The organism is Actinomadura sp. SCN-SB, from assembly GCF_043906805.1.
In the GTDB taxonomy this organism is placed as follows: Bacteria; Actinomycetota; Actinomycetes; order Streptosporangiales; family Streptosporangiaceae; genus Spirillospora.
In genome coordinates, this window is sequence record NZ_JBIMPP010000009.1 from 1 (window position 1) to 19,956 (window position 19,956).

Consider the following 19,956-nt stretch of genomic DNA (forward strand, 5'->3'; position numbering starts at 1 on the left):
GCCATCACCTGGCGGTTGCACCAAGTCGGCGATCAGCCAAAAGAGAGGGTCAGGCCGACCAGGGGCTGGTTCGTGCGGTGGGCGAGTGGCCGGATCCGGTCGTCGGTCGTGGAGAACGGGCGATGCGTTCGCCGTACCAGGCACTGGCGTATAGATCGTCACCGCAGTCGGCGTCGCGCTGGGCGATCCGCAGTCCCCGGCCTGACCGGAGTCCGGACTCGTCGAGATCCTCATGAGCAGTCGTCCGAACTCCGCGAGTCAATGCTGCGTCACAGTGCCGAGTTCAGGGGTTCGCGCAGCGACATGATCAACTTTATCCGGCCGAGGTAGACCAGTGGGCAATGACTGCAGGCGCGCACCGGCGATCTGCGGAAGGCGGGTGACCGGTTTCGCCGGGCCGGGCAGCGGCTGGATGCCGACTACACGGCGCTGACCGGGCAGATCAAGGGACTGGGCGGGGTGTTCGGCGAGCACATGATCAGTGCCTTGCTCAAAGCGTCCTACGATTCCGCCGAAGGGGTGGCGGCCGACTGCTACACGTCCGCCGCCGGAGGCTACGTCGATTTCGGCGCGGGTCTGGCGAAGATGGCCGGGCATCTGGACGACACCGAACGGGAGAACGTCGGCGGGGTCAGGCAGATCGGGATGCGAATCTGATGGGGCTGGTGCTTCCCGCCCAATTGGCGGGTCTGCTGGAGGACCTCGGCTATTTCTGGCCCAACAGCGACGAGACCAAGATGTTCCAGATGGGCCGGATGTGGATGGAGCACGAGGCAAGGTCTCGGCCACCGTTCAGGAGGCCGGCCAGGCGGCCCAGACCGCCCTGTCGGGCAACCAGGGCCAGGGGATGGAGGCGTTCAAGGCCAAGTGGGAGGCCGAGGACTCCGCCCACAGCGTGGCCCAGGACGGCGTCACCGGCGCCCAGGTGATCGGTGCGGCGTTGTTCGCCTGCGCCGCGATCGTCATCGCCCTGAAGATCACCGTGATCGTCCAGCTGACGATCCCACGCCGCAACCCGGGCCGCCACCGGCCTCGTCGGCAAGGCCGCCCAACGCGTCATGCCCAAGGTGGCGGGCAAGGCCACCCGTGCCAGTTCACGTCAGGCCGGTCGTCAGACCGCCCGCCAAGGCGCCCGCGCCGGCGGACGCCGGGTGCCTCCACGCCAGGGCGGACGTCAGGCCGCTGGTAGCGGCGACACCACCCCTTCGGTGAGAGGCCGGACCACGGGTGGCGACCCGATCGACGTCGTCACCGGCGAGGTGGTCGTCCACGAGGTCGATCTGGAGTCGCCGGGCGTACTGCCGCTGGTGCTGGACCGCACTCATGTGTCCACGTTCCGGGCGGGCCGGTGGTTCGGGCCGGGCTGGTCGTCCGCCTTGGACCAACGGCTCGAAGTCGATGACCTCGGCGTCTGCCTGGTCACGACCGAAGGTCGTGTCCCCCACCGAGCTGGTCGCTCCAGACGGAGCGATCGCCTGGCACTCGCGGACCGATCTGTGGGGCATGCCGCGCGGCCCGGAATCTGAAGTACGGTGCCCGCTGCGCAACACCGCCTTGGACGAATTACAGTCCCGCTCGGAACAGGAATCCGGATTCAGCGCCATCGACCAGGAGAGGCTGGACCGGCTGCGGGAGTCGAGCATGCAGCAGAGCGCCGACTTCATGCGTTCACTCGCCGACACGATCGACTCGATTCGGCCGAGGTGACCGTTGGGCGACGAACCGCAGGCATTGGCCTGGGGAAGGCCACCGATCTGCGGGATGGTCAGGCTCTGGACCCGCCCTCCGGGTCCGGCCACGGCACGCACCAGCCCCTGTGCGGCCTCGCGCGTCCCTTCCAGATCGGTGGTCTCACCGGGCGGAGGGGCCAGTGACGCGAGCATGTGCTGGGCTTCCTCCAGCAGGTTCTGCAGGCCGTGCGGAACCGGCCCGCCCTGCACCGTCGCGGTCTGCCAAATCACGGTCATGGCCTCGCCCAGCGCACCCATCACGGCATCCAAGCTCCGCAGGCCCTCGGCCTGGACCTCGTTCAAGTAATCGGCCAAAGCATCGGCGCCCATGGCGGGGACGAGGTCGGGAAGTAATCTGGGCACCGTCCAACGCGGCATTGATCGCTGTGACGGCCCGTCCCGGCAGATCATCAGGTGAGAGTCCCATCGCGCGGGGATGTATTTCCAGTGACTTCACCCGAGCCCGTTCGGCAACTGCCCGTACCTTGCCTTCTGCGTCCGAGCCAGAGCCCTCTACCGGAGGGACCTCGCCCGGGGGATCTCCCACGCTCATCCGCCTCCCCGTCCTGAGTGGTGAGGGGCACTCTAACCCGCGCCTCGGCGACCCTCCTGGCGGACGCGAATGCGGACGGTCACTAACAGCCCGGTTTCAGGCCCCAATCTTGAGCCCTTGTGTCGGTTCCATGCAGGTCAGGCCAGATGCCGCTACGGGCGAGAGTGGCCACGGCAACGAGGGCGTCGAAGGCTCGGCAGCCGTTGACGAGCTATTCCGTACGGTCTGCGGAAGGGAAGGCTCAGCAAGAGCCGGTGGTCCAGCGCCGTGCTGCCGTGCTCGGTGAGCCAGTCTGGTGCCGTTCGTGATGTCAAAGCTGGCAGCGTTGGCACGGCCACGTGGAGCCGGACGCCCGACTTCGCCTACGGCTCCGTGATCGTGTGCAGGGTGAGGAGGAGTTCGGAGGCGGTCACCGCATCGAGGTCGCCGAAGGTCGCCCCGTTGATTCTTACGGCTTTGAGCGTCTGGGTTTCGGTGTGGCCCGGGTTCCACGCCGGGATGCCTGGGCTGATCTCGATGGTGAGCGTCGGGCCTTGGGGGACCGTGAAGGTGAGCCTCGGTTGCATGCCTCCGTCCTCCGCGGCGCCGCGGACCCATCCCTGGCGTTCCAAGCCCAGCGCCTTGCCTGGCGGGACGGTACACCCTACGAACCGCTTCAGCTCACGGGCGTCGCGCTCGTCGTCGCCGAAGGCGTAGATGGGACGGCCGAGCTGCGGGAACGGCTGCAGGATTTCGTAGTCGGCGAACGTGTCGGCCCAGATCCCCAGGTCGTCGCCCAGGTGCACCGGATGGGCGATCCGCACGGTTCCGGACGACGGCAGTGTCAGGGCCTCGTCGTCACGGTCGGCCGGCGTGCGGTCCTCGGCGAGCCGGAACACCGTGGTCGTGCCGTCGCCGTCGCGGTGCGACCAGACCAGACGCCGCGTGATGTGCCACATGAGCGGGTGGTGGACGAGGAGTTCGTGGAAGTCACCGATGTCCCAGCGGCGCCCTTGCACCATGGCCGCTTCCATACGCCGGATCTGCTCGCCGGCCAGCGCGCGGACGTCCTTCTTCAACCCGGCGAACGCGCGGTAGGAGGCGGGTGCGAGTTCGGGGTCGTCCTTGGCACCCGGCTTGGGGAGCGTTTTGCGCAGCGTGCCGCGTTCGTCGAACACCTGCGGTGTGAGCTGCTCATCGAAGCCGACCCGGAAGCGGCGGGACCCGTAGTCGAGGGTCATGCCGCCCGCGGCGTCCAGGCCGAAGTCGGGGACGAGACGGTCGGCGAGTTGTTCCGATGTCAGCCCGCGGTCCCGCGCGAGCTGGTCGAGCAGTTTACGCGCCCGCTTCTTGACGCTTTTCGCCTTGGCCTTCGCGGTGACCATGCTCAGCTGCATCAGCGCGACGTCCGACCCCATCGAGGCGAGCACGGTCAGCGCGTTCAATGCCGGTTTGTAGCCGCCGTAATAGGTCGCGGCCCTGGCCATGGCACCGAGCCGGCGTGCCGTTTCCGCGTCACCGGTCCAGCGGAGCTGCGACAGCGGCCAGCCGTTGTCCTCCACTTCGGTGGAGTTCCGCCATCGGTCGAAAAGCGCCCAGCCCCACTCGGCCAGCGAGCCGGGGTCGCACGCCTCCAAGGCCGTCCGGAACGGCGCGGCCGGTGCGCGCCGCGGGCCCGTCTTGGACAACGCGACGATCAGACGAGCGGTCGCCTCCGCCGGCAGGGCCCGATCACGGCCGCGGAGCAGCAGTTGTGGCAGGAACGCAGGCACCGCCCAAGCCGGCGGGTCCTGCACAGGCCCGGAGGCCAACGCCTTGGGCAGGTCGCTCACCGCGGCCTCGGGCACCAAGGCGCGTCCCGCCGCGTCGATGACCGCGCGGATCTGGACGGGCAAGTCCCCGGTATCCAGCTCGGGCCAGGTGCGCAGATGCTCGTTGAGCAGAACGGCCACCGACCGGGCCCGCTTGGAGTCGCCCACGGCGAGCGGCGCCAGCAGGCGCAGCGCACGCCTTGGAAAGCGTTCCATCATCGTCGCCAGGACGGACCGGACGTCGGCCTGGTCGAACCGTTCGACCACGAGCCCGAACGCCTCGTCGGTGGGAATCACGGCGAGCCCGTCGATGTACGCCTTGCGGGCCTTCACCTCGGACTCGGCGTCAAGGCTTTTCGCCAGGACGGGCGCTACGGCCGGGCCGACGCCTTCGATCATCGTGGCGACCGTTCCCGGCAGGAACTCGAAATCACGCTCCCAAGGCTCGTAGGGAGGGCCCGGGTGGAGATTCCCGATCTGATCGGTGGTCCCGACCGCGCACCACACCAGCCTCGTGGCGTGGCTCGATGACACGCGCAGCCGCAGGCATTCCTGCATCCAGTCGTGCCGCGTCGGGACCAGATAGGACACCACGAGCTTCTGCATCGGGTTCTTCCGGTGGTTCGCCAGGGATTCCACGGCCTCCGCGTAGTCGTTCTCGCAGGCGGCGGCGAGGAGAGCGCGCATCCGGTGACCGGGAGTGCTCAGTGTCCAGTCCGCGCGTTCAACGTAGAACTCGCGATTACGGCCGTACTGGAGCATGTACCGGTCGTGCACCCTCTTCATGGCGGTGACCTGGTCGACCTCTGCGGACGCGCGGGCGGCGAAGGCGAGGCCGTGCTCGATGACCCACGCGTCGATCCAGTCGTCGCGGGACGCGAGCCGCCGCTTCCCGCTGAGGATCACCGCCGCCTCGATCTGCGCGATCGCGGCCGCGCCCTTGGGATCGGGCTTACCCTGCAAGTAGGCCCAAGCCGCCGTGAGAAGTTCCGCGTCGACGTCCCGCGAGGTGCCGCGCGTAAGGGCACTGAGGACCCGGTCGATGTCACGCCGGACCGCGTCCAACCGCTGCCGCAGCCGCTCGGGCGCGGACGGGTCGAGCACGACCTCACGCGCCGGCGCCACCCCGCCGCGACGAGGATGGATCTCCGCGCGCCACGACTCCGGAATCACCAGCGCGTCCTCATCGGGGAGTCGATCGCTCATGCCGGCACCGTAGACCCCGCCTCCGACAGTCGCCGGATACCGGGATGGACGTCCGAAATCCCGCTTTGCTCCTCGCGAAGCCGGAATCACGGCGCGCCCGCGTCGGATCGGGCCGGTGAACTCATCCACGATCAGAACCTCGCGTCCATGACGACGTAGTCCCGCCTGTGCAGCTCAACGGCCTTCAGCGCGTCCTTCTGCACACCGGACTCGGTGATGCCGACCGCGCGCTTCTTCTTGTCGGCCTCGTAGTTACCCGGACCGTACTGGTCCACCTGCCCGACGATGCTCACCGGCACGCCTCAACCGCAGGGTTGCGAATCCCGCCTCAGATCCATCCCACGCTGCAGCGGCCGCAGTGCGGTTGGACGTCCTCACAAGAGGTTGACAGGCACGCCAGATGCGGTCGAAGATCAGCTTCCCGCTCTCCGGGCTTGACGGCGTTGACCAGAAGGTTGCGCAGGATCCGGCCAGCAGCCGACGCGCAGCAATAGGCCACCGGGTTCGCCGCCAGGGACTTCGATTCGGAGAGTTCTTCGTCGTGCGCATGGCGGCATCCGCGCCGTTCTAAGCAGGATGAATCCGAATCACCCGCACGTCCTCATCTACCGCTACTATCGAGCGGCGGGCTCTATATCGAACGTAGGCCGACAACGGTTACTCCGCCACATGGACGCGGTGGTACCTTCTTCCGGCAGCCGTCCGTGTCTGTCAGCTCGATTGGTTCTCGACCATCGCCCATATCGACAGAGAGCAGTTTCCTTTTCTTGGCAAGATTCTACCTTATGCGGACACAATATTCAACTCACTGCAGGTTGAAGTGCTGCGAAAAGAACTTGCAAGCGATCATATTCGCGAGATTCTCGGACCCGGCGTTCTTCCGGTCATCGCTCCCGGTTCAAGGAGGATCCTGTCCAAAGTGGCACGCCTTCCCTCGCTGGCTGTCAGGTGAGCTGCTCGGCGAGTCCGACGAGGATCCCTTCGGGGCCGCGAACGAAGCAGAGGCGGTAGACGTCCTCGTACTGCGCCACTTCGCCGACGAGTTCGGCGCCGTGGGTGCGCAGGCGGGCGACCAGGTCGTCGAGGCCCTCGACGGCGAACATGATGCGGCGCAGGCCCAGCGTGTTCACCGGTGCGTCGCGCGGCTCGCTGCTGATCGCCGGTGGCGTGTGATATTTGGTCAGCTCCACCCCGCCGTGGCCGTCCGGGGTCCGGAGCATCACGACGTCGGCGCGGACGTTGTTGAGGCCGATGATGCGGTCGGCCCAGTCCCCTTCGACGATGGTTCTGCCCTCCACTTTCATGCCGAGTGCGGCGAAGAAGGCGATGGCGCCCTCCAGGTCCTCGACGACGATGAGGATGTTGTCCATCCGCCGGATCGTCATTTGTGCCGTCCTTCCTCGTCGTGTGGGCTGCCACGGCCACTGGTGAACCTGGGACGGGGTCGGCGCCACGGTCCGGACACGGAAACCGGCTGATCTCCATGAAAGATCTCGGCCGTCATCATCCCGCAGATGCGTCCGCTGAACGGATCGGGACTTCGCGGGGTGAGCGGCGGGCACTGGTGGGGCCGGGCGGTCCTGAAGCTGAGGAGCCGGCCCCCTCGTAGGCCCGCCGGCCTTCGTTACCAAGTTCGTCGGTCGAGACGTGGAGTGTGATCGGAGATTCCGGCCTGTTGACGATGCGGGGATCGAAAGACCCGTCTGGCCGCAGTGGCATTCGGGCGGCTGTCGCGCTGTTCCCGTCTGTCGGACGTTCGTGGGCCGGTGACGGTGGGCGAGAGCTTTGCGGTCAGCATGATGGCGACCAGGCTCAGCGTGACGAGGGTTTGTCCCAGTCGCTGGAGGAGGCCATCGCGCTGCCGCCTTCCTGGCCGTGGGCCGCGCTCGGCGGTGCCGGTCAAGGGCGCGCCGGTCCCGAAACGCACGTCCGCCGTCTGGGCGACCGGGGACTCGGCGCTGGTCGGATCCGTGCGATGTACGGCCGGGAAGGCGGCGGGCGGCTGCCGGAGGCTCCTCCACGGGCCGACTTTGCGGGTCGGGTGGGGTGTTGTGGTTGTGGTTGCTCAGGGGGTTGGGGTGCGGGTTCGGGCTAGTAGCAGGGTCACGTCGTCTTCGGCGGTTTCGGGCACCATGGTTTGGATGACGTTTGTGGACAGGGTGTCCAGCGGGATTTCGGTGCGGGCCAGGGCTTCGGTGAGGCGGCGCATCGTCTCGTCGATGTCGCAGTCGCGGCGTTCGACCAGGCCGTCGGTGTAGAGGACCATCAGGGTCCCTTCGTCGAGTTCGAGCTCGACGGCTTGGTGTGGGCCCAGTCCCAGCCCGATCGGCGTTCCGGCGGGGAGAGTGGGGAAGTACACCTCGCCTGCCGGGTGGGCGACGGCAGGTGGGAGATGTCCTGCCGAGGCCATGGTGCAGATTCGGGTCGCCGGGTCGTACAGCGCGTACAGGCAGGTGGCGGCGATGGGTGACTCGGCGATGCCGTCCCCCTCGTCGGCCTCGCGGGCGTACAGCTCGTCGAGGCGGGTGAGCAGTTCGTCGGGTGGCAGATTGAGGTAGGCGAGCGTGCGCATGGCGGTACGCAGCCGGCCCATGCTCGCCGCGGCGTTGATGCCGTGACCGGTCACATCGCCGACGATCAGGGCGACGCGGGAATCGGGCAGCAGGATCGTGTCGTACCAGTCGCCCCCCACGCCCTCGTGCACTTCGGACGGCAGGTAGCGCGAGGCCAGCTCGACGGCGTCACCGCCGGACAGCTTGCTGGGCAGAAGCTGGCGCTGCAAGGCGAGGGCCGTGTCACGCTCGCGGGTGTACTGCCGTGCGTTGTCCAGGCTGAGGGCGGCGCGGGCCGCGAGTTCCTCCGCGAGCAACAGGTCGTCCCGCGTGAACGGGGTCTTGTTCTCGTTGCGGTGGAAGACGGCGTTGCCCAGGATGCTGCCGCGGGCCTTCAGCGGGACGACGATCATCGTGTGAATGCCGGTGTCGCGGATGGTTCTGGCGCGTTCCGGATCGTCGGCGGGCCAGGAGTCCGACGAGGTGTCGAGCTTCGGTTCCAGGTAACTCTCGCCCGTGTCCAGTACGTGGGTGAAGGGTGACGAGGCCGGCACGTACACCGGCTCACCTATCGGCAACGTGGGCTCGGTGCCTTCAGAACGGGTCGAGGCCACGGCCGCGCGACGGAACACGGGGACCCTCTCTTCCGTGGACGGCAGCCGCTGCAGGGGTTCGGGACCGGGGAAGACCTCGTCAGTGAGGTCGACGACGCAGAAGTCGGCGAAGCCCTGCACGGCCAGGTCCGCGAGTTCCTGGGCGGTCCGCCCGACGTTGAGCGTCGTGCCGATCTGGATGCTTGCTTTGCGGAGCAGGGCGAGGCGCTCGCGAGCACGGCTGTAAGTGATGTCGACGGCCATCAGGCACACGCCCAGCGGACGCCCGTCCACTCCCTCCACACGGAAGAGGAAGGTCGAGTAGGTCCTTTCGTCGTGATGGTCTTCCGCAACCCAGCGGGCCTCGCGATCGATCACGGGGACCCCGTCCTCCAGCACTCTCTGGATCAGCTCCGGCGGGACCGGCGCGTCCGCCTCGGAGGGGCTGTCGGTCAGCAGGCGGCCGATCTCGAAGTAGGGGAACACCTCCGCCAGGCCCTGCGCGCTCTCGTTCAGCCAGACGGACCGCAGGTCGGTGTCCCAGACGGCCATGACGACGGGCGCGTGGGTGAGAAGGGGCTCCAGCACGGAAAGCTCGATACCGGTGGCGGCAGCGGGCACGACCGCCACCACCCAGGCGTGCCTGCCGTCCTTGGTGGCGATGCGGGCGCTTTCGGCGTGCACCACGATCTGCGTGCCATCGTGATGGCGGAGGTCGATCATGCCGGCTCGGTAGTTCTCGTCACCGGATCCGCCCGTCCAGGTCCAGATTCGGGTGGCACGGTCGCGTGCCACCCGCACCGTCGTGCCGGGACGGCCGAGGATCTCTTCCGGCGGGTAGCCGAGGAGCTTCTCGGCGGTCTTCGACCATCCGATCACAAGACCGTTCTCGTCGAGCACGGCGATCGCCGGGGTCTCCTCTTCCGGCCGCTCCCCAAAGCCTCTGCGCATGTCGATATACAACCACGCAGCGTGAGCGACTGACCGCTGACGGCGCCTTGCTCCTGCATATCGGGGTGAAGAATGAACGAGCGATGTCCGTGACCTTGTCGATCGGATCGGACGCCTATGGCGGAGAGGACGTCGGGCTGACCTGGCTGACCGGGGTGACGATGCGCCTCGCCCCATATACGCCCACCAACCTTCTGGTGAGGCTCTTTCGGGATACGGCGTGATTTTTACGTCGCCCACGGAAGCGACGTCGGTGTGCCGGCTTCGGGATCGCGCATCAGTTTCGCCTTTACGCGATCCGCGGGTAATGCTGTGATCTCGGCGGATGGCGTTATGCCGACATGATCGCTTCTCATCGGTCGTGGGCCGCTGTGGTTGAACGCCTACAACACCAAGACGAGTGGGATTGTCAGGGGTGCGATCGCCAGTCGGCCACGCTCCTTGGTCACGGGTGGAGAACTCTGTTTTGTGAACGGTGGGTGACAGCCTGCTGTTAACGACCGGAGCTCACGTCCGCGCCTGTACTGCGAACTGGGGCTCGGGTGGCTTATCTTCGCGGCGGACTACTTGGGCTCGCCCCGCCTCTACTGAGGCGGGGCGCGCTGTCTCCACGTTCGCCGTCCCCAGGCGAAGGCCGGTCAGTTGCGGGCGGCGTCCTCGGTGCGCAGGTGCCGGACGCCCCGGGGTGTCAGGAACGTGCGGAGGCCGCCGCACAGGGCGTCGGCGATCAGGGCGAGCGCCGCCACCCAGAGCGCGGCGGCGATCACGCCGGACAGGCCGTAGGAGACCTGGTTGATGATGATGTCGCCGAGCCCGCCGCCGCCCGCGACCGCGGCCAGCGTGGCACTGGAGATCACGTACACCACGGCGATCCTGATCCCGGTGAACAGCACCGGCAGCGCCAGCGGCAGCTCCACGCGGAAGAGGATCTGCCGCGAGGTGAGCCCCATGCCGCGCGCCGCCCGTACCAGGTCCCGGTCCACCTGTTCGATCGCCAGGTAGGCGTTGGTCAGCATCGGCGGCACCGCGATGATCGTCAGCGCCACCAGCACGTTGGCGAACCCGATGCCCAGCAGTCCGAGGAAGATCGCGATCAGCGCCAGGCTGGGCAGGGCCCGGCCCACGTTGGACACGCTGACCGCGATGAAGCCGCCGCGTCCCAGGTGGCCCAGCCAGATCCCGAGCGGCACGGCGATGACCGCGGCCAGGGCGAAGGCCGTCGCGGACAGCAGCAGGTGCGAGCCGGTCTTGCCGAGCAGCAGCCCCGGATTGCTCGCCATGAAACCGAAGCTGTCGAGAAAGGTGTTCATTCAGTTTTCCCTGGGGATCGCGGCCCACGGGCTCAGCAGCCGGCCGACGGCGACGATCAGCCCGTCCGCGGCCAGTGCCAGCGCGACGGCCAGCGCGCCCGCGGCGACGAACTGGGTGGTGAACGGGGATTGGAGGCCCTGCAGGATCGGCGAGCCCAGCCCTTGGTCGATGATGAACGCCGCGATCTCCACGGTGCTGATCGTGGTCACGGTGGTCACCCGGAGCCCGGCCAGGATCGACGGGACGGCCAGCGGCAGTTCGATGCGCAGCAGGATCTGCGTACGGGTCAGCCCCATGCCCTCACCGACCCGCCGGACGTCGGCGGGCACCTCGCGCAGCCCCGAAAGGGTGCTCTTGAACAGCACCATCAGCGTGTAGGCGACCAGGGCGATCTCGACGGTGAGGATGGAGACGCCGGTGCCGGGCACCAGCAGCTCGAACAGCGCCAGCGGCGGGATCGTGTAGAGGAACGCGGACAGCCCGCCGAACGGGGCCTCCAGCCAGCCCTTGAAGTGCGCCAGCAGCGCCGCCGCGAACGCCAGCACGAAGCCGACCCCCACGGCGATGACGGTCAGCCGGACGTGTTCCAGCAGGGCGGGCCAGAACACGCTCGACCAGTTCGCCGTGAACCAGTCGACGCAGAAGAACCCGTTGTCGGAGACGCAGTCGCCGGCCTGCCCGAAGTCCGGGATCACCGGATCGGGCGCCGCGGCCGCGAGGATGGTGAACGCGGTCATCGGGCCCGCTCGCTCGTCTGTGTCCTGAGCATGTCCAGGGTGACCGCGCCGATGACCCGCCCGTCGCCGTCGGCGACCGGCAGCCGGTCCGCGCCGGAGGCCATGAAGGCGGCCAACGCCGTGCGCAGCGTCTCGGACGAGCCGAGCGGCTCCCCTGCGATCCCGTCCGCGGGCTCCAGCGGCAGGTCGGACAGGCGGCGCAGGGTGAGGGCCCGGAGCCCGCGGTCGGCGCCGACGAACCTGGCGACGAAGTCGTCGGCGGGCGCGGTGAGGATCCGCTCGGGCGTGTCGTACTGGGCCAGCCTGCCGCCTTCGCGCAGGATCCCGATCCGGTCCGCCATCCGCACGGCCTCGTCGATGTCGTGGCTCACGAACAGCGTGGTCTTGCGGACCTGCGCGTGCAGCCGCAGGAACTCGTCCTGGATGTGCTCGCGGGTGAGCGGGTCCAGGGCGCCGAACGGCTCGTCCATCAGCATCACCGGCGGGTCGGCGGCCAGCGCGCGGGCGATGCCCACCCGCTGCCGCTGCCCGCCCGACAACTGGGCCGGGTAGCGGCGGCCGAACTCGCCGGGCGGCAGCCCGACCAGTTCCAGCAGCTCGTTCGCCCGGTCCCTGATGCGGCCGGGCTTCCAGCCGAGCACCCGCGGGACGGTGCCCACGTTCTCCTCGATCGTCATGTGCGGGAACAGCCCGACCTGCTGGATCACGTACCCGATCCGGCGGCGCAGCTCGATCACGTCGTGCTCGCCCACCCCGGTCCCGTCGATGCGGATGTCCCCCGAGGTCAGCTGGACCAGCCGGTTCACCATGGTGAGCGCGGTGGTCTTGCCGCTGCCCGACGGGCCGAGCAGCACGCAGATCTCCCCGGCCGGCACCGTCATCGACAGCTCTTCCACGGCCGGACCGGCCGCGCCGGGGTAGACCTTCGTCACCCGGTCGTAGACGATCTCGGCGGCTTCGCTTGTCATCGGTTCTCGTCCCTTCGCGTCTTCGTCGGCCGGACCCTCGCGCTAGATCAGCCGGTTGGCGCGCAGGAAACGGCGCGCCACCTCGGCCGGGCTGAGCCGCAAGATCGCCACCGCTTCGTTCAACGCCTGCATGGCCGGCTCGGTGAGCAACGCGTTCACCCGGTTCAGCGGGCCGGACACGCGGGCCCCGTACCGCCGCAGGATGGGCAGCCGGACGACGGGCGCCACGTTCTGGAAACCGAAGATGTGCAGGTCGTCCTCCAGGATCGTGAAGTCGTACCGGCGCAGCTGCGGGTCGGTGGTGAAGACGTCGGCCGCCTGCACCCGTCCCGACTCCAGCGCCGGGTACTGCAGCCCGATGTTCAGCGGCCTGACCTTCAGCCGCGGCAGCTTGTAGGACTTGACCAGGGCCTCGTAGCCGAACGGCCCGGTGATGTTGTCGGGGTACTCGGCGTACTGGACGTCCCCGAGCCTGGCCAGGTCGGCGATCTTCCGCAGCCCATGGCGTTCGGCGTCGGCTCTGCGCACCGCCACCGCGTTGCGGTTCTGGAACGGGGTCTTCTCCAGCAGCGTCAGGCCCCTGGTCTCCTCGAACCGCTTGGCCTCGGCCCAGGTGCCCTCGGCCGTGGGCGGCAGCTTCTCGGCCAGCGCGATCGACTGGAGGATCACCCCGGTGTAGTCGGGGTAGAGGTCGATCTCCCCGCTGACGATGGCCCGGTCGATGATCGTCGAGCTGCCGATGTTGGATTTCAGCACGACGTGGAAGCCCTGGGCGGTGAGGAGCTGCGCGTACAGCTCACCCATGATCCAGGACTCGGTGAACTGCTTGGAGCCGACCTTGATGGTGGGCCCGCTGCCCGCGACCGAACGGGCCGAGGCCAGGACGGCGGCGCCGCCCGCGACGGCCAGCCCGCCGGCGAGGAAGGTCCGGCGGTTCGTCACACGCCCCTCCGAGGGATTGTCGCGTTCCAAGTCCGGTGGAAGACCTGCTCGCCGCCCTCGTAGGCGGTGAGGCTGTCGCTCAGCGAGAACGCCGTCGCGTCGGCGGTCATCCGGCTGTAGGTCACGATCCGGGTGTGCCAGTCGCCGCGGCCGATCTCCTCGGTCCGCTCGCATTCGACGAGCGTGGCGCCGGGGTCGCCCTCGGTCAGCGAGAACCGGTCCACCGCGCCCGCCCGCCGGTACGCGCCGTCGGTGAGGTCGGTGAAGTCCTCGCCGCCCTGGTCGAGGGTGATGGTGATCCGTCCCCGCACCGTGTCGTGCTCGATCGTCCGCGCCGGTTCCGACAGCCGCCGCGTGAGAGGGGCGGGCAGATCCGGCAGGGGCGGTCCGTACGGGCGCAGGTCGGCGTCCTCGGCACGGGCCGGACGCACGGGCAGGTGCAGCGCGGACGGGCCGCCGGGCAGCAGGGTCACCGTGGTCGGCTCGGGGGAGGGCCAGGCCAGCGGCCAGTACGAGGCCGACACCGAGACCCGGATCCGATGCCCGGAGCCGAACGCGTGCGCGGTCGGGAGCAGCGGCACCGTCACCTCGTACGGGACGCCCGGCTCCAGCGGGCTCGGGTGCTCGTGCCCGTCCCGGTGGGTGAGGTTGAGCAGGCCACGGGTGATCAGCCGGGACGAGCCGTCCGGGGCCACGTCGCACAGCCGTACCGCCAGCAGCGCCGCGGGCCGGTCGGCCGACACGCGCAGGGTGACCGTCGGCTGCCCGAGGACCTCCACGCGCGTGTCCAGCGGGGACGAGGTGTAGGTGTGGGACAGGCCGTCGTCCGCGCCCTGCGCCATGAACTGCCCAGCGACGTCGCCGAATTGCAGCCAGCTACCGCCGTACGCGCCGATCGCCACATCGCTGCGCAGCGGCACCGGAGCGTCCGCGTCCTCCGCGCGTGCTCCCAGGACGCCGCCCGCCAGCGGATACGGGCGGTACTCGATGCGCGGCGAGGGCCAGGAGTCCTCGGCGACCCAGCGTCCCGGACGCTCCTCGGTGTCGGTGCCCGGAGCCGCCCACTCGGGCATCCACGCGCGCAGCGCGGGCTCGTCCATCACGCCGGTGTCACGGCCGCGCAGCCAGTGGTCGAACCACCGGACGACCTCCTCGTGGAAGTCGATCGCCGGTCCCGGAACACCCTGGTGAGGGTAGTTGTGCGCCCACGGCCCGATCAGACCGCGGGCCGGGGCGTCCAGCCCCTCCAGGAGCCGCAGCACCGCCCCGCAGTACGAGTCGTACCAGCCGCCGACCGCCAGCACGGCCGCCTCGATCGCGCTGTAGTCCTCGCAGACCGAGCCGTGCTTCCAGTACGCGTCGCGCGCCTGGTGGGTGAGCCACTCCTGGCCGTACGGCGGGGTCTCGGCCATCCGCCGGAACCACTGCTCGCGCCAGCCCTCCCCGACCACCGCGGGGTCCGGCGGACGGGCGTTGTAGGCGAACATGGTCGACGCCCACGGCAGCATCTCCGAGGCGATCAGTGCCCCGCCGGTGTAGTGGACGTCGTCGGCGTACCGGTCGTCGGTCGAGCAGACCGTGACGATCGCCTTGAGCGCGGGCGGGCGCAGCGCGGCGATCTGGAGCCCGTTGAAGCCTCCCCACGACTTGCCGATCATCCCGACGTTGCCGTCGCACCACGGCTGCTTGGACAGCCATTCGATGACCTCGGCCCCGTCCGACAGCTCCAGCGGGGCGTACTCGTCCTGCATCTGGCCGTCGGAGTCGCCGCTGCCCCGCATGTCCACCCGGACGGCCACGTACCCGGCCGTGGCGAAACGCGCGTGCAGGCTGTTGTCGCGGATGGCCGTGGCGTCGTTCTTGCGGTACGGGATGTACTCAAGGATGACCGGGCGCGGCTCGGCCTCGGCGCCCGCGGGCATCCAGATCCGGGCGGCGAGTCTGGTGCCGTCCGCGAGCGGGATCCACACATGCCGTATCACGCGGACCGGAGGCGCCTCGCCGGCGGCGCCACCCCCGTTCCGTCCCGCTACGTCACGGTCCGACGCCGTCTTCTCCGGCCAAGGCACGCATAACTCCTCTTCGAATGGCTCCTGGCTACATCGAATATCGGAGTACTTTGCCACCTTGTTCCGGACATACCAAACCAGTGGATGTCATGTGAGTGTCAAGTGATCCGTGGGGTCGGAGGGTCGCCGGACACCCTGCCGTACGTGCGGAGGGACGGTCAGGGTGACGGGCAGGGGACCCTTTTCGACCAGGTCAGCGAGGCCATCCGAGGGGGCTGTGCCGCCCGCTTCCGGATGACCGAAATCCAGGTCCCGCGCCCTGGCGGCGGATCTCCGAGATCCGACTCGATGACGATCCGAACGGCGACTCCATGTGTGCGCCCGGACCGCATCGCACACCCGGCGATGGTTCCTGACGTGGCCTGATGCTGCGTATGGACGGCTCGGCTTCGGCCAGTCCCACGAGGTGGCCGATGGGCGGTGTGGGCGCCGGAAGAACGCCGTTCTCGGTCTTGTCGAGTGATCTTGATCTCGGTGTCGGCATGGTGGGAAGTGCCGTGAGCACGATGCCGACGCGCGTTCACCAAGGCCGAGCATGAGGTTGCGGGCTTGCTGGAGTGCCCGGGCCTGGTCGAGCTCGCTGTGAGGCCCACGATGTGAACCCGGTGGGGCGTGCTCGGCCACGGCGAAGCGGTGCAAGCAGGTCAAGGTGATGATCTGCGCCGTGAGGAGGTCGCGAGCCGCGATCTCTTCGTCCTATGACCACAGGAGCGGGCTCCAGTCTGCGCGCAAGGTCGATGACAGGCTTATGAGGATCGGCCACACAGTCGCCGGGGCGAAAGGGCAGCCCGGCTGGTCGGCGATCATGATTTCTTCCGATTCTCATCATGAAGATCGTCGAGGCTGACCGCATGCCCCAGTTCTCGCAGTACCTCTTCTCCCAAAAGCAACTCGCGGCGGGGCTGCATCATGCGGTCGATCGGATACTTCTCCCCTATGAACCGGTGGCGGCGACAGGGCTTCGGGCTGTCAATCTCGAACAACGTAGCGCCGTGCAGTTCCAACGAACTTACGACGACCTTGGGGTATGGGCTCTTCTCGCTCATTGTTGACGCCGGGGGAGGGGAGGGTGCTCTGTTGGCCGACATGGATGGGTCACCCGCCCCTGGGGTCATCTTCCATCTGGGCCACGGGCGGAGATGTTGGCTTGAGAAGGCGTCCGCGCAATGGCCTCGTTGCGAGACTGCCGTGTCTCCTCAGCCGGTCCGGGTCACGCGGTGGAAACAGGGAGCCGGCGGCCATGGAGGCGACGAGATCCGCCTGCCGTGTCATGCCGCCTGGTAGCGCAGGTCGAGGGTGTCGGTCAGCCCTCCCCAGCGAAGTGTGAACGACCAGCATCCGGTCTTCGGCATGTCGATGATGGACGGTCCGGGACCGCCCTCGACCGCACGCTCGACCGCCTGCCCTCCGTCCGCGGGTACTGCGGTGATCTTCAGTTGCGCGTCCTTCGCCGACCCGGCCCCGCCGGAACCCCGCTCTTTCGCGACCCAAAGGATCTTGTTCTGTCGTTCGCCCCCCGGTGGCACGTGCAGGGGGTGGCCGAAAATCACCCCCGCGATCAAGCCACGCTCACCGAGCACGTACGTCTGCTTTGCGTTCTCGGAAAACCCGCTGCGCGCCCACGTCGGCAGCTCACCGGAGTGCAGTTCGGGGTGGCAGCCGTTCGTCTGCTGGGAGTCGTCCGCGCCCGCGGGTTTGCCGGAAGACGCTGTCGAGGACCCTTCGTCCACGCCGCCGGAACACGCCCCCAGAGCGACCGCACCTGCGACGACCATGGCCAGTAGCGGTGTACGGGAAAGACGCGGGTGCACGGGAACTCCTTGCCGGTAGAGGGCTGGGGGGTCGACAGAGAGCTGAAGCCCGCCTACCGGGCTCGCTGCGCCATCTGACGGCGCTTACGGCACCAGACTGATGGAAGGAGCGTTCCATGACAAGGTGTGGTCGCCCCGATACTGCCGCGATGCGGAGGTAGCTCTCGCGATGTGAGCGGTGCCCGTCCACGGGTCGCCGCCTGCGAAGCCACCGTCCCGCTGGAGCGGTTCTCGGCCAGGATGCCCAAGGACGCGGAATGGATCGTCCCTGCCAGGCTGCCTCAGGTGCTGTTGCCGCGGGGACGAGGCGAGGGGCCCCCGCAATGCTGGCCTGCTCCAAGCCCGGCGAACCGTATCCGGGCGTCCTCCAGCGCGGCTTTTACAGTTGGGGCTCGTGCGTGTGGTCTGGGGGCCGTCTGCGTTGGACGTGGATGCGTGTGCGTGGCGGGCTGGGTTGGTTCAGGTGAGCCGGCTGAAGAGGGCGTGGAAGGCGATGAAGGCTGCGAGCCCGAGGAGGAGGCTGCCGATGGCGTTGGCGGCGGCCCTGCCGTACGAGCCGTCCTGGGAGAGATGGATGGTGTCGAGTTCGAAGGTGCTGAAGGTGGTCAGCGCACCGCACAGGCCGGTGCCCAGTAGTGCCTCGGTGTAGGTTCCGGTGCCGGCCCCGTGCAGGCCGCCCAGGGCGGCGGCACCGAGCAGGTTGACCGAGAGCGTGCCCCAGGGGAACGACTTGCCTGCGGCCGATTTGACGTAGCCGTCTATGACGTAGCGCAGCGACGCTCCCACGGCACCGCCCGCGAGGACCAGGCCCATCGTCGGCGTCGTCATGTGGCCTCGTTCGGGTGGCGAGGAATCCTCCGGCCGATCACCAGGCCGATGGCGATGGCGATCCAGCCGAGTACCACGCTGGCGACCGCGTACACGGCGGCCAAGCCCGCTCCGCCGCCGTCACCGATGGTGTAGACGCCGTCGATGAGGTGCGAGAACGTGGTGAAGCCGCCCAGGTAACCCGTCACCGCCAGCGGCCGTGCCAGCGGGTGCGGCCTGCCGTTCAGCAAGTACGCGGTCAGCACGCCTATGGCGAGGCATCCGAGCATGTTGACGGTGAAGATGTTCCACGGGAATCCCGTCCTCGTGGCCGGGATCGCTGCACCGAGCAGGTACCTGGCGAGCACACCCGCCGCACCGCCCGCCGCGATCTCCACGATGACGCGGGGTCTCAGCTTCGGCGGCGGTGGCGGGCCCTTGTGCGGGTTGAGGGCGACGGCCTCGGCGTGTTCACGATCGGCCAGGCGGCCTTTCATCGTTTCCCTCACGATGGCTCCGGCCTTTGTTCCCTTCTGTCCGGCGCGGGTACGCCCAGCAGCAGCCGGCGGACGGCGTCCCAGGTCTGGAAGAAGGCCGCGTCCACCTCGGGTGACCGCTCGCCGAGCATCCGGGCCCACGCTCCGTGGCCGCCGGGCAGGACGCTCGCTCCGCCGAGCATCCCGGTCCGGGTGAGCGCCTCGTGCATCGTGTCGGACACCTCCTGGGCGGGCCTCGCCGAGGTGAGCACGTAGAGGCTGGCCATGAGGCCGAAGTCGCCCATGACCGCGGCGCCGGTCGCGGCGCGGTCGGCCGGGACGAGCCTGATCGGGTCGGCGAACAGCAGGTCGCTGTCCGGATCGCGCACCTCCAGGTCGGTGCAGTACGCGGTGTAGGCGTGCCGCTCCCCGCGTGCCAGCCGTCCCGCCATCAGCTTCTCGCCGAGGACGACGGTGGCCTCCGGGTCGGCGGTGACGCTCATGCGCTGGTAGAACCGGGCTCCGGCGAAGGGAATCGTCGTCGCGGGCAGGTACTCGACATAGCTGCCCGCGGCGCCCATTACATCGCCATCGTCAAGGCCAACCAGCGCACCCTGCGCAAGCAGCTGAAGAAACTCCCGTGGAACCGGGTTCCGCTGCAGGGCCGCACCCGCAGCACCGGCCACGGCCGCGGCGAGATCCGCCGGATCAAGGTCTGCACCGTCACCGGCCTGCTGTTCCCCGGCGCCCGCCAGGCCATCCAGCTCAAACGCCGCCGCGTCCACCGCAGAACCGGAAAGATCACCATCAAAACCGTCTACGCGATCACCAGCCTGACCGCAGAACAGGCCACACCTGCACAGCTCGCCGAGCTGATCCGCGATCACTGGCGGATCGAGGCCCTGCACCACATCAAAGACACCACCTTCGCCGAAGACGCCTCCCAGCTACGCACCGGGAACGCACCACGAGCCATGGCCACCTGGCGCAACCTCGCCATCGGCGCCCTACGCCTGGCAGGAGCGACGAAAATCGCCACCCGCCTACGACACAACGCCCGCGACGCCACCCGCCCGCTCGCCCTCCTCGGCCTCATCTGAAAACGGACATCATTCGACTGTGCCGAGGCCCTGGCTGGAACTCCACCTGGGCGATTCCACGGGGAATCACCAGCGCGGCATCCAGCGAGCGCTTCCGCAACGATGGCCGCGGCGCAGTGGACGTGTCCGGCGACGAGGACGACACGAACCTTCCTTTGATCACAATGTAATGCGGATCGAAAAACGTCCGAAATGGAAGACAGTCGATCGGATGGCGTCGACGATCGCCTCGGAGCGGGGCGAGTGGAATAGGCGTTCAGGCGGATCGCTGCGGTGACCAGGATGTCCGCGTCCTCAAAGCCCTGGGCCGGGGCTCCCGCAGCCATGTAGAACTAATATAGGTCCGGCTATTTTGGTGCC

The 19,956-nt window shown here is 68.5% G+C and carries 20 protein-coding genes; 6 read left to right on the plus strand and 14 right to left on the minus strand.

All coding sequences use genetic code 11. The features are described from left to right. Positions 1-459: 459 nt before the first annotated feature. Positions 460-657 (plus strand): hypothetical protein, encoded by a 198-nt coding sequence (locus tag ACGWYJ_RS07925; RefSeq protein ID WP_395105015.1) that lies wholly within the window; start codon positions 460-462, stop codon positions 655-657. Between the two features lie 135 nt (positions 658-792). Here ACGWYJ_RS07925 and ACGWYJ_RS07930 read toward each other — a convergent pair whose 3' ends face one another. Next, positions 793-966 carry a hypothetical protein gene (locus ACGWYJ_RS07930; RefSeq protein WP_395105016.1) on the minus strand — a complete coding sequence of 58 codons (174 nt, stop codon included), beginning with the start codon at positions 964-966 and terminating at the stop codon, positions 793-795. A 92-nt stretch (positions 967-1,058) separates the two neighbouring features. Between ACGWYJ_RS07930 and ACGWYJ_RS07935 the strand changes: the two genes are divergently transcribed. Continuing rightward, positions 1,059-1,526: a DUF6531 domain-containing protein gene (locus ACGWYJ_RS07935; RefSeq protein ID WP_395105017.1), complete on the plus strand. Its 468-nt coding sequence runs from the start codon at positions 1,059-1,061 to the stop codon at positions 1,524-1,526. A gap of 28 nt (positions 1,527-1,554) precedes the next feature. Beyond that, positions 1,555-1,707, plus strand: a complete 153-nt coding sequence (locus ACGWYJ_RS07940) for a hypothetical protein (RefSeq protein WP_395105018.1) — start codon at positions 1,555-1,557, stop codon at positions 1,705-1,707. 938 nt (positions 1,708-2,645) lie between these two features. Here the strand turns inward: ACGWYJ_RS07940 and ACGWYJ_RS07945 are convergent. The 4 genes from ACGWYJ_RS07945 to ACGWYJ_RS07960 all read right to left on the minus strand — a co-directional run bounded on the left by ACGWYJ_RS07945 (position 2,646) and on the right by ACGWYJ_RS07960 (position 9,375). Beyond that, entirely contained in the window at positions 2,646-5,279 is a 2,634-nt protein-coding gene (locus tag ACGWYJ_RS07945; protein WP_395105019.1) for a DUF4132 domain-containing protein, read from the minus strand. Positions 5,280-5,410: 131 nt separating this feature from the next. Then, complete coding sequence (locus ACGWYJ_RS07950; RefSeq protein ID WP_395105020.1) at positions 5,411-5,572, minus strand: hypothetical protein; 162 nt, start codon at positions 5,570-5,572, stop codon at positions 5,411-5,413. 651 nt (positions 5,573-6,223) lie between these two features. Beyond that, positions 6,224-6,664 (minus strand): VOC family protein, encoded by a 441-nt coding sequence (locus tag ACGWYJ_RS07955; protein WP_395105021.1) that lies wholly within the window; start codon positions 6,662-6,664, stop codon positions 6,224-6,226. Positions 6,665-7,344: 680 nt separating this feature from the next. Beyond that, positions 7,345-9,375: a SpoIIE family protein phosphatase gene (locus tag ACGWYJ_RS07960; protein WP_395105022.1), complete on the minus strand. Its 2,031-nt coding sequence runs from the start codon at positions 9,373-9,375 to the stop codon at positions 7,345-7,347. Between the two features lie 89 nt (positions 9,376-9,464). Between ACGWYJ_RS07960 and ACGWYJ_RS07965 the strand changes: the two genes are divergently transcribed. Continuing rightward, positions 9,465-9,599 carry a hypothetical protein gene (locus ACGWYJ_RS07965; protein ID WP_395105023.1) on the plus strand — a complete coding sequence of 45 codons (135 nt, stop codon included), beginning with the start codon at positions 9,465-9,467 and terminating at the stop codon, positions 9,597-9,599. 414 nt (positions 9,600-10,013) lie between these two features. Here the strand turns inward: ACGWYJ_RS07965 and ACGWYJ_RS07970 are convergent, their stop codons facing one another. Genes ACGWYJ_RS07970 through ACGWYJ_RS07990 form a run of 5 tightly spaced genes read right to left on the minus strand, consistent with a single transcriptional unit; the run spans position 10,014 to position 15,402 of the window. Next, on the minus strand, positions 10,014-10,685 hold the full coding sequence (locus ACGWYJ_RS07970) for an ABC transporter permease (protein ID WP_395105024.1): 672 nt from the start codon (positions 10,683-10,685) through the stop codon (positions 10,014-10,016). After that, complete coding sequence (locus tag ACGWYJ_RS07975; protein WP_395105025.1) at positions 10,686-11,423, minus strand: ABC transporter permease; 738 nt, start codon at positions 11,421-11,423, stop codon at positions 10,686-10,688. Next, positions 11,420-12,391: an ABC transporter ATP-binding protein gene (locus tag ACGWYJ_RS07980; RefSeq protein ID WP_395105026.1), complete on the minus strand. Its 972-nt coding sequence runs from the start codon at positions 12,389-12,391 to the stop codon at positions 11,420-11,422. The genes ACGWYJ_RS07975 and ACGWYJ_RS07980 overlap by 4 nt, the downstream gene beginning before the upstream one ends. Positions 12,392-12,433: 42 nt before the next feature. Then, the gene (locus ACGWYJ_RS07985) at positions 12,434-13,333 is read right to left on the minus strand and encodes a glycine betaine ABC transporter substrate-binding protein (RefSeq protein ID WP_395105027.1); all 900 of its coding nucleotides are present in this window, start codon (positions 13,331-13,333) and stop codon (positions 12,434-12,436) included. Further along, a complete protein-coding gene (locus tag ACGWYJ_RS07990) occupies positions 13,330-15,402 on the minus strand; it encodes a CocE/NonD family hydrolase (RefSeq protein ID WP_395105028.1) in 2,073 nt (690 codons plus the stop codon). The genes ACGWYJ_RS07985 and ACGWYJ_RS07990 overlap by 4 nt, the downstream gene beginning before the upstream one ends. Before the next feature lie 827 nt (positions 15,403-16,229). Between ACGWYJ_RS07990 and ACGWYJ_RS07995 the strand changes: the two genes are divergently transcribed. Further along, positions 16,230-16,454 carry a hypothetical protein gene (locus ACGWYJ_RS07995; protein ID WP_395105029.1) on the plus strand — a complete coding sequence of 75 codons (225 nt, stop codon included), beginning with the start codon at positions 16,230-16,232 and terminating at the stop codon, positions 16,452-16,454. A 216-nt stretch (positions 16,455-16,670) separates the two neighbouring features. Here the strand turns inward: ACGWYJ_RS07995 and ACGWYJ_RS08000 are convergent, their stop codons facing one another. From ACGWYJ_RS08000 to ACGWYJ_RS08015, 4 genes are all read right to left on the minus strand, one after another. Next, complete coding sequence (locus ACGWYJ_RS08000) at positions 16,671-17,213, minus strand: hypothetical protein (RefSeq protein WP_395105030.1); 543 nt, start codon at positions 17,211-17,213, stop codon at positions 16,671-16,673. Positions 17,214-17,672: 459 nt separating this feature from the next. After that, complete coding sequence (locus ACGWYJ_RS08005) at positions 17,673-18,041, minus strand: fluoride efflux transporter FluC (protein ID WP_395105031.1); 369 nt, start codon at positions 18,039-18,041, stop codon at positions 17,673-17,675. Beyond that, on the minus strand, positions 18,038-18,529 hold the full coding sequence (locus ACGWYJ_RS08010) for a CrcB family protein (RefSeq protein WP_395105032.1): 492 nt from the start codon (positions 18,527-18,529) through the stop codon (positions 18,038-18,040). Before ACGWYJ_RS08010 ends, ACGWYJ_RS08005 begins: the two co-directional genes overlap by 4 nt. Further along, on the minus strand, positions 18,526-19,032 hold the full coding sequence (locus ACGWYJ_RS08015) for an urease accessory protein UreD (RefSeq protein WP_395105157.1): 507 nt from the start codon (positions 19,030-19,032) through the stop codon (positions 18,526-18,528). The genes ACGWYJ_RS08010 and ACGWYJ_RS08015 overlap by 4 nt, the downstream gene beginning before the upstream one ends. Here ACGWYJ_RS08015 and ACGWYJ_RS08020 point away from each other — a divergent pair. Beyond that, positions 18,916-19,596, plus strand: a complete 681-nt coding sequence (locus ACGWYJ_RS08020) for an ISAs1 family transposase (RefSeq protein WP_395105033.1) — start codon at positions 18,916-18,918, stop codon at positions 19,594-19,596. The two genes, ACGWYJ_RS08015 and ACGWYJ_RS08020, sit on opposite strands and share 117 nt — an antisense overlap. Positions 19,597-19,956 lie beyond the last annotated feature (360 nt).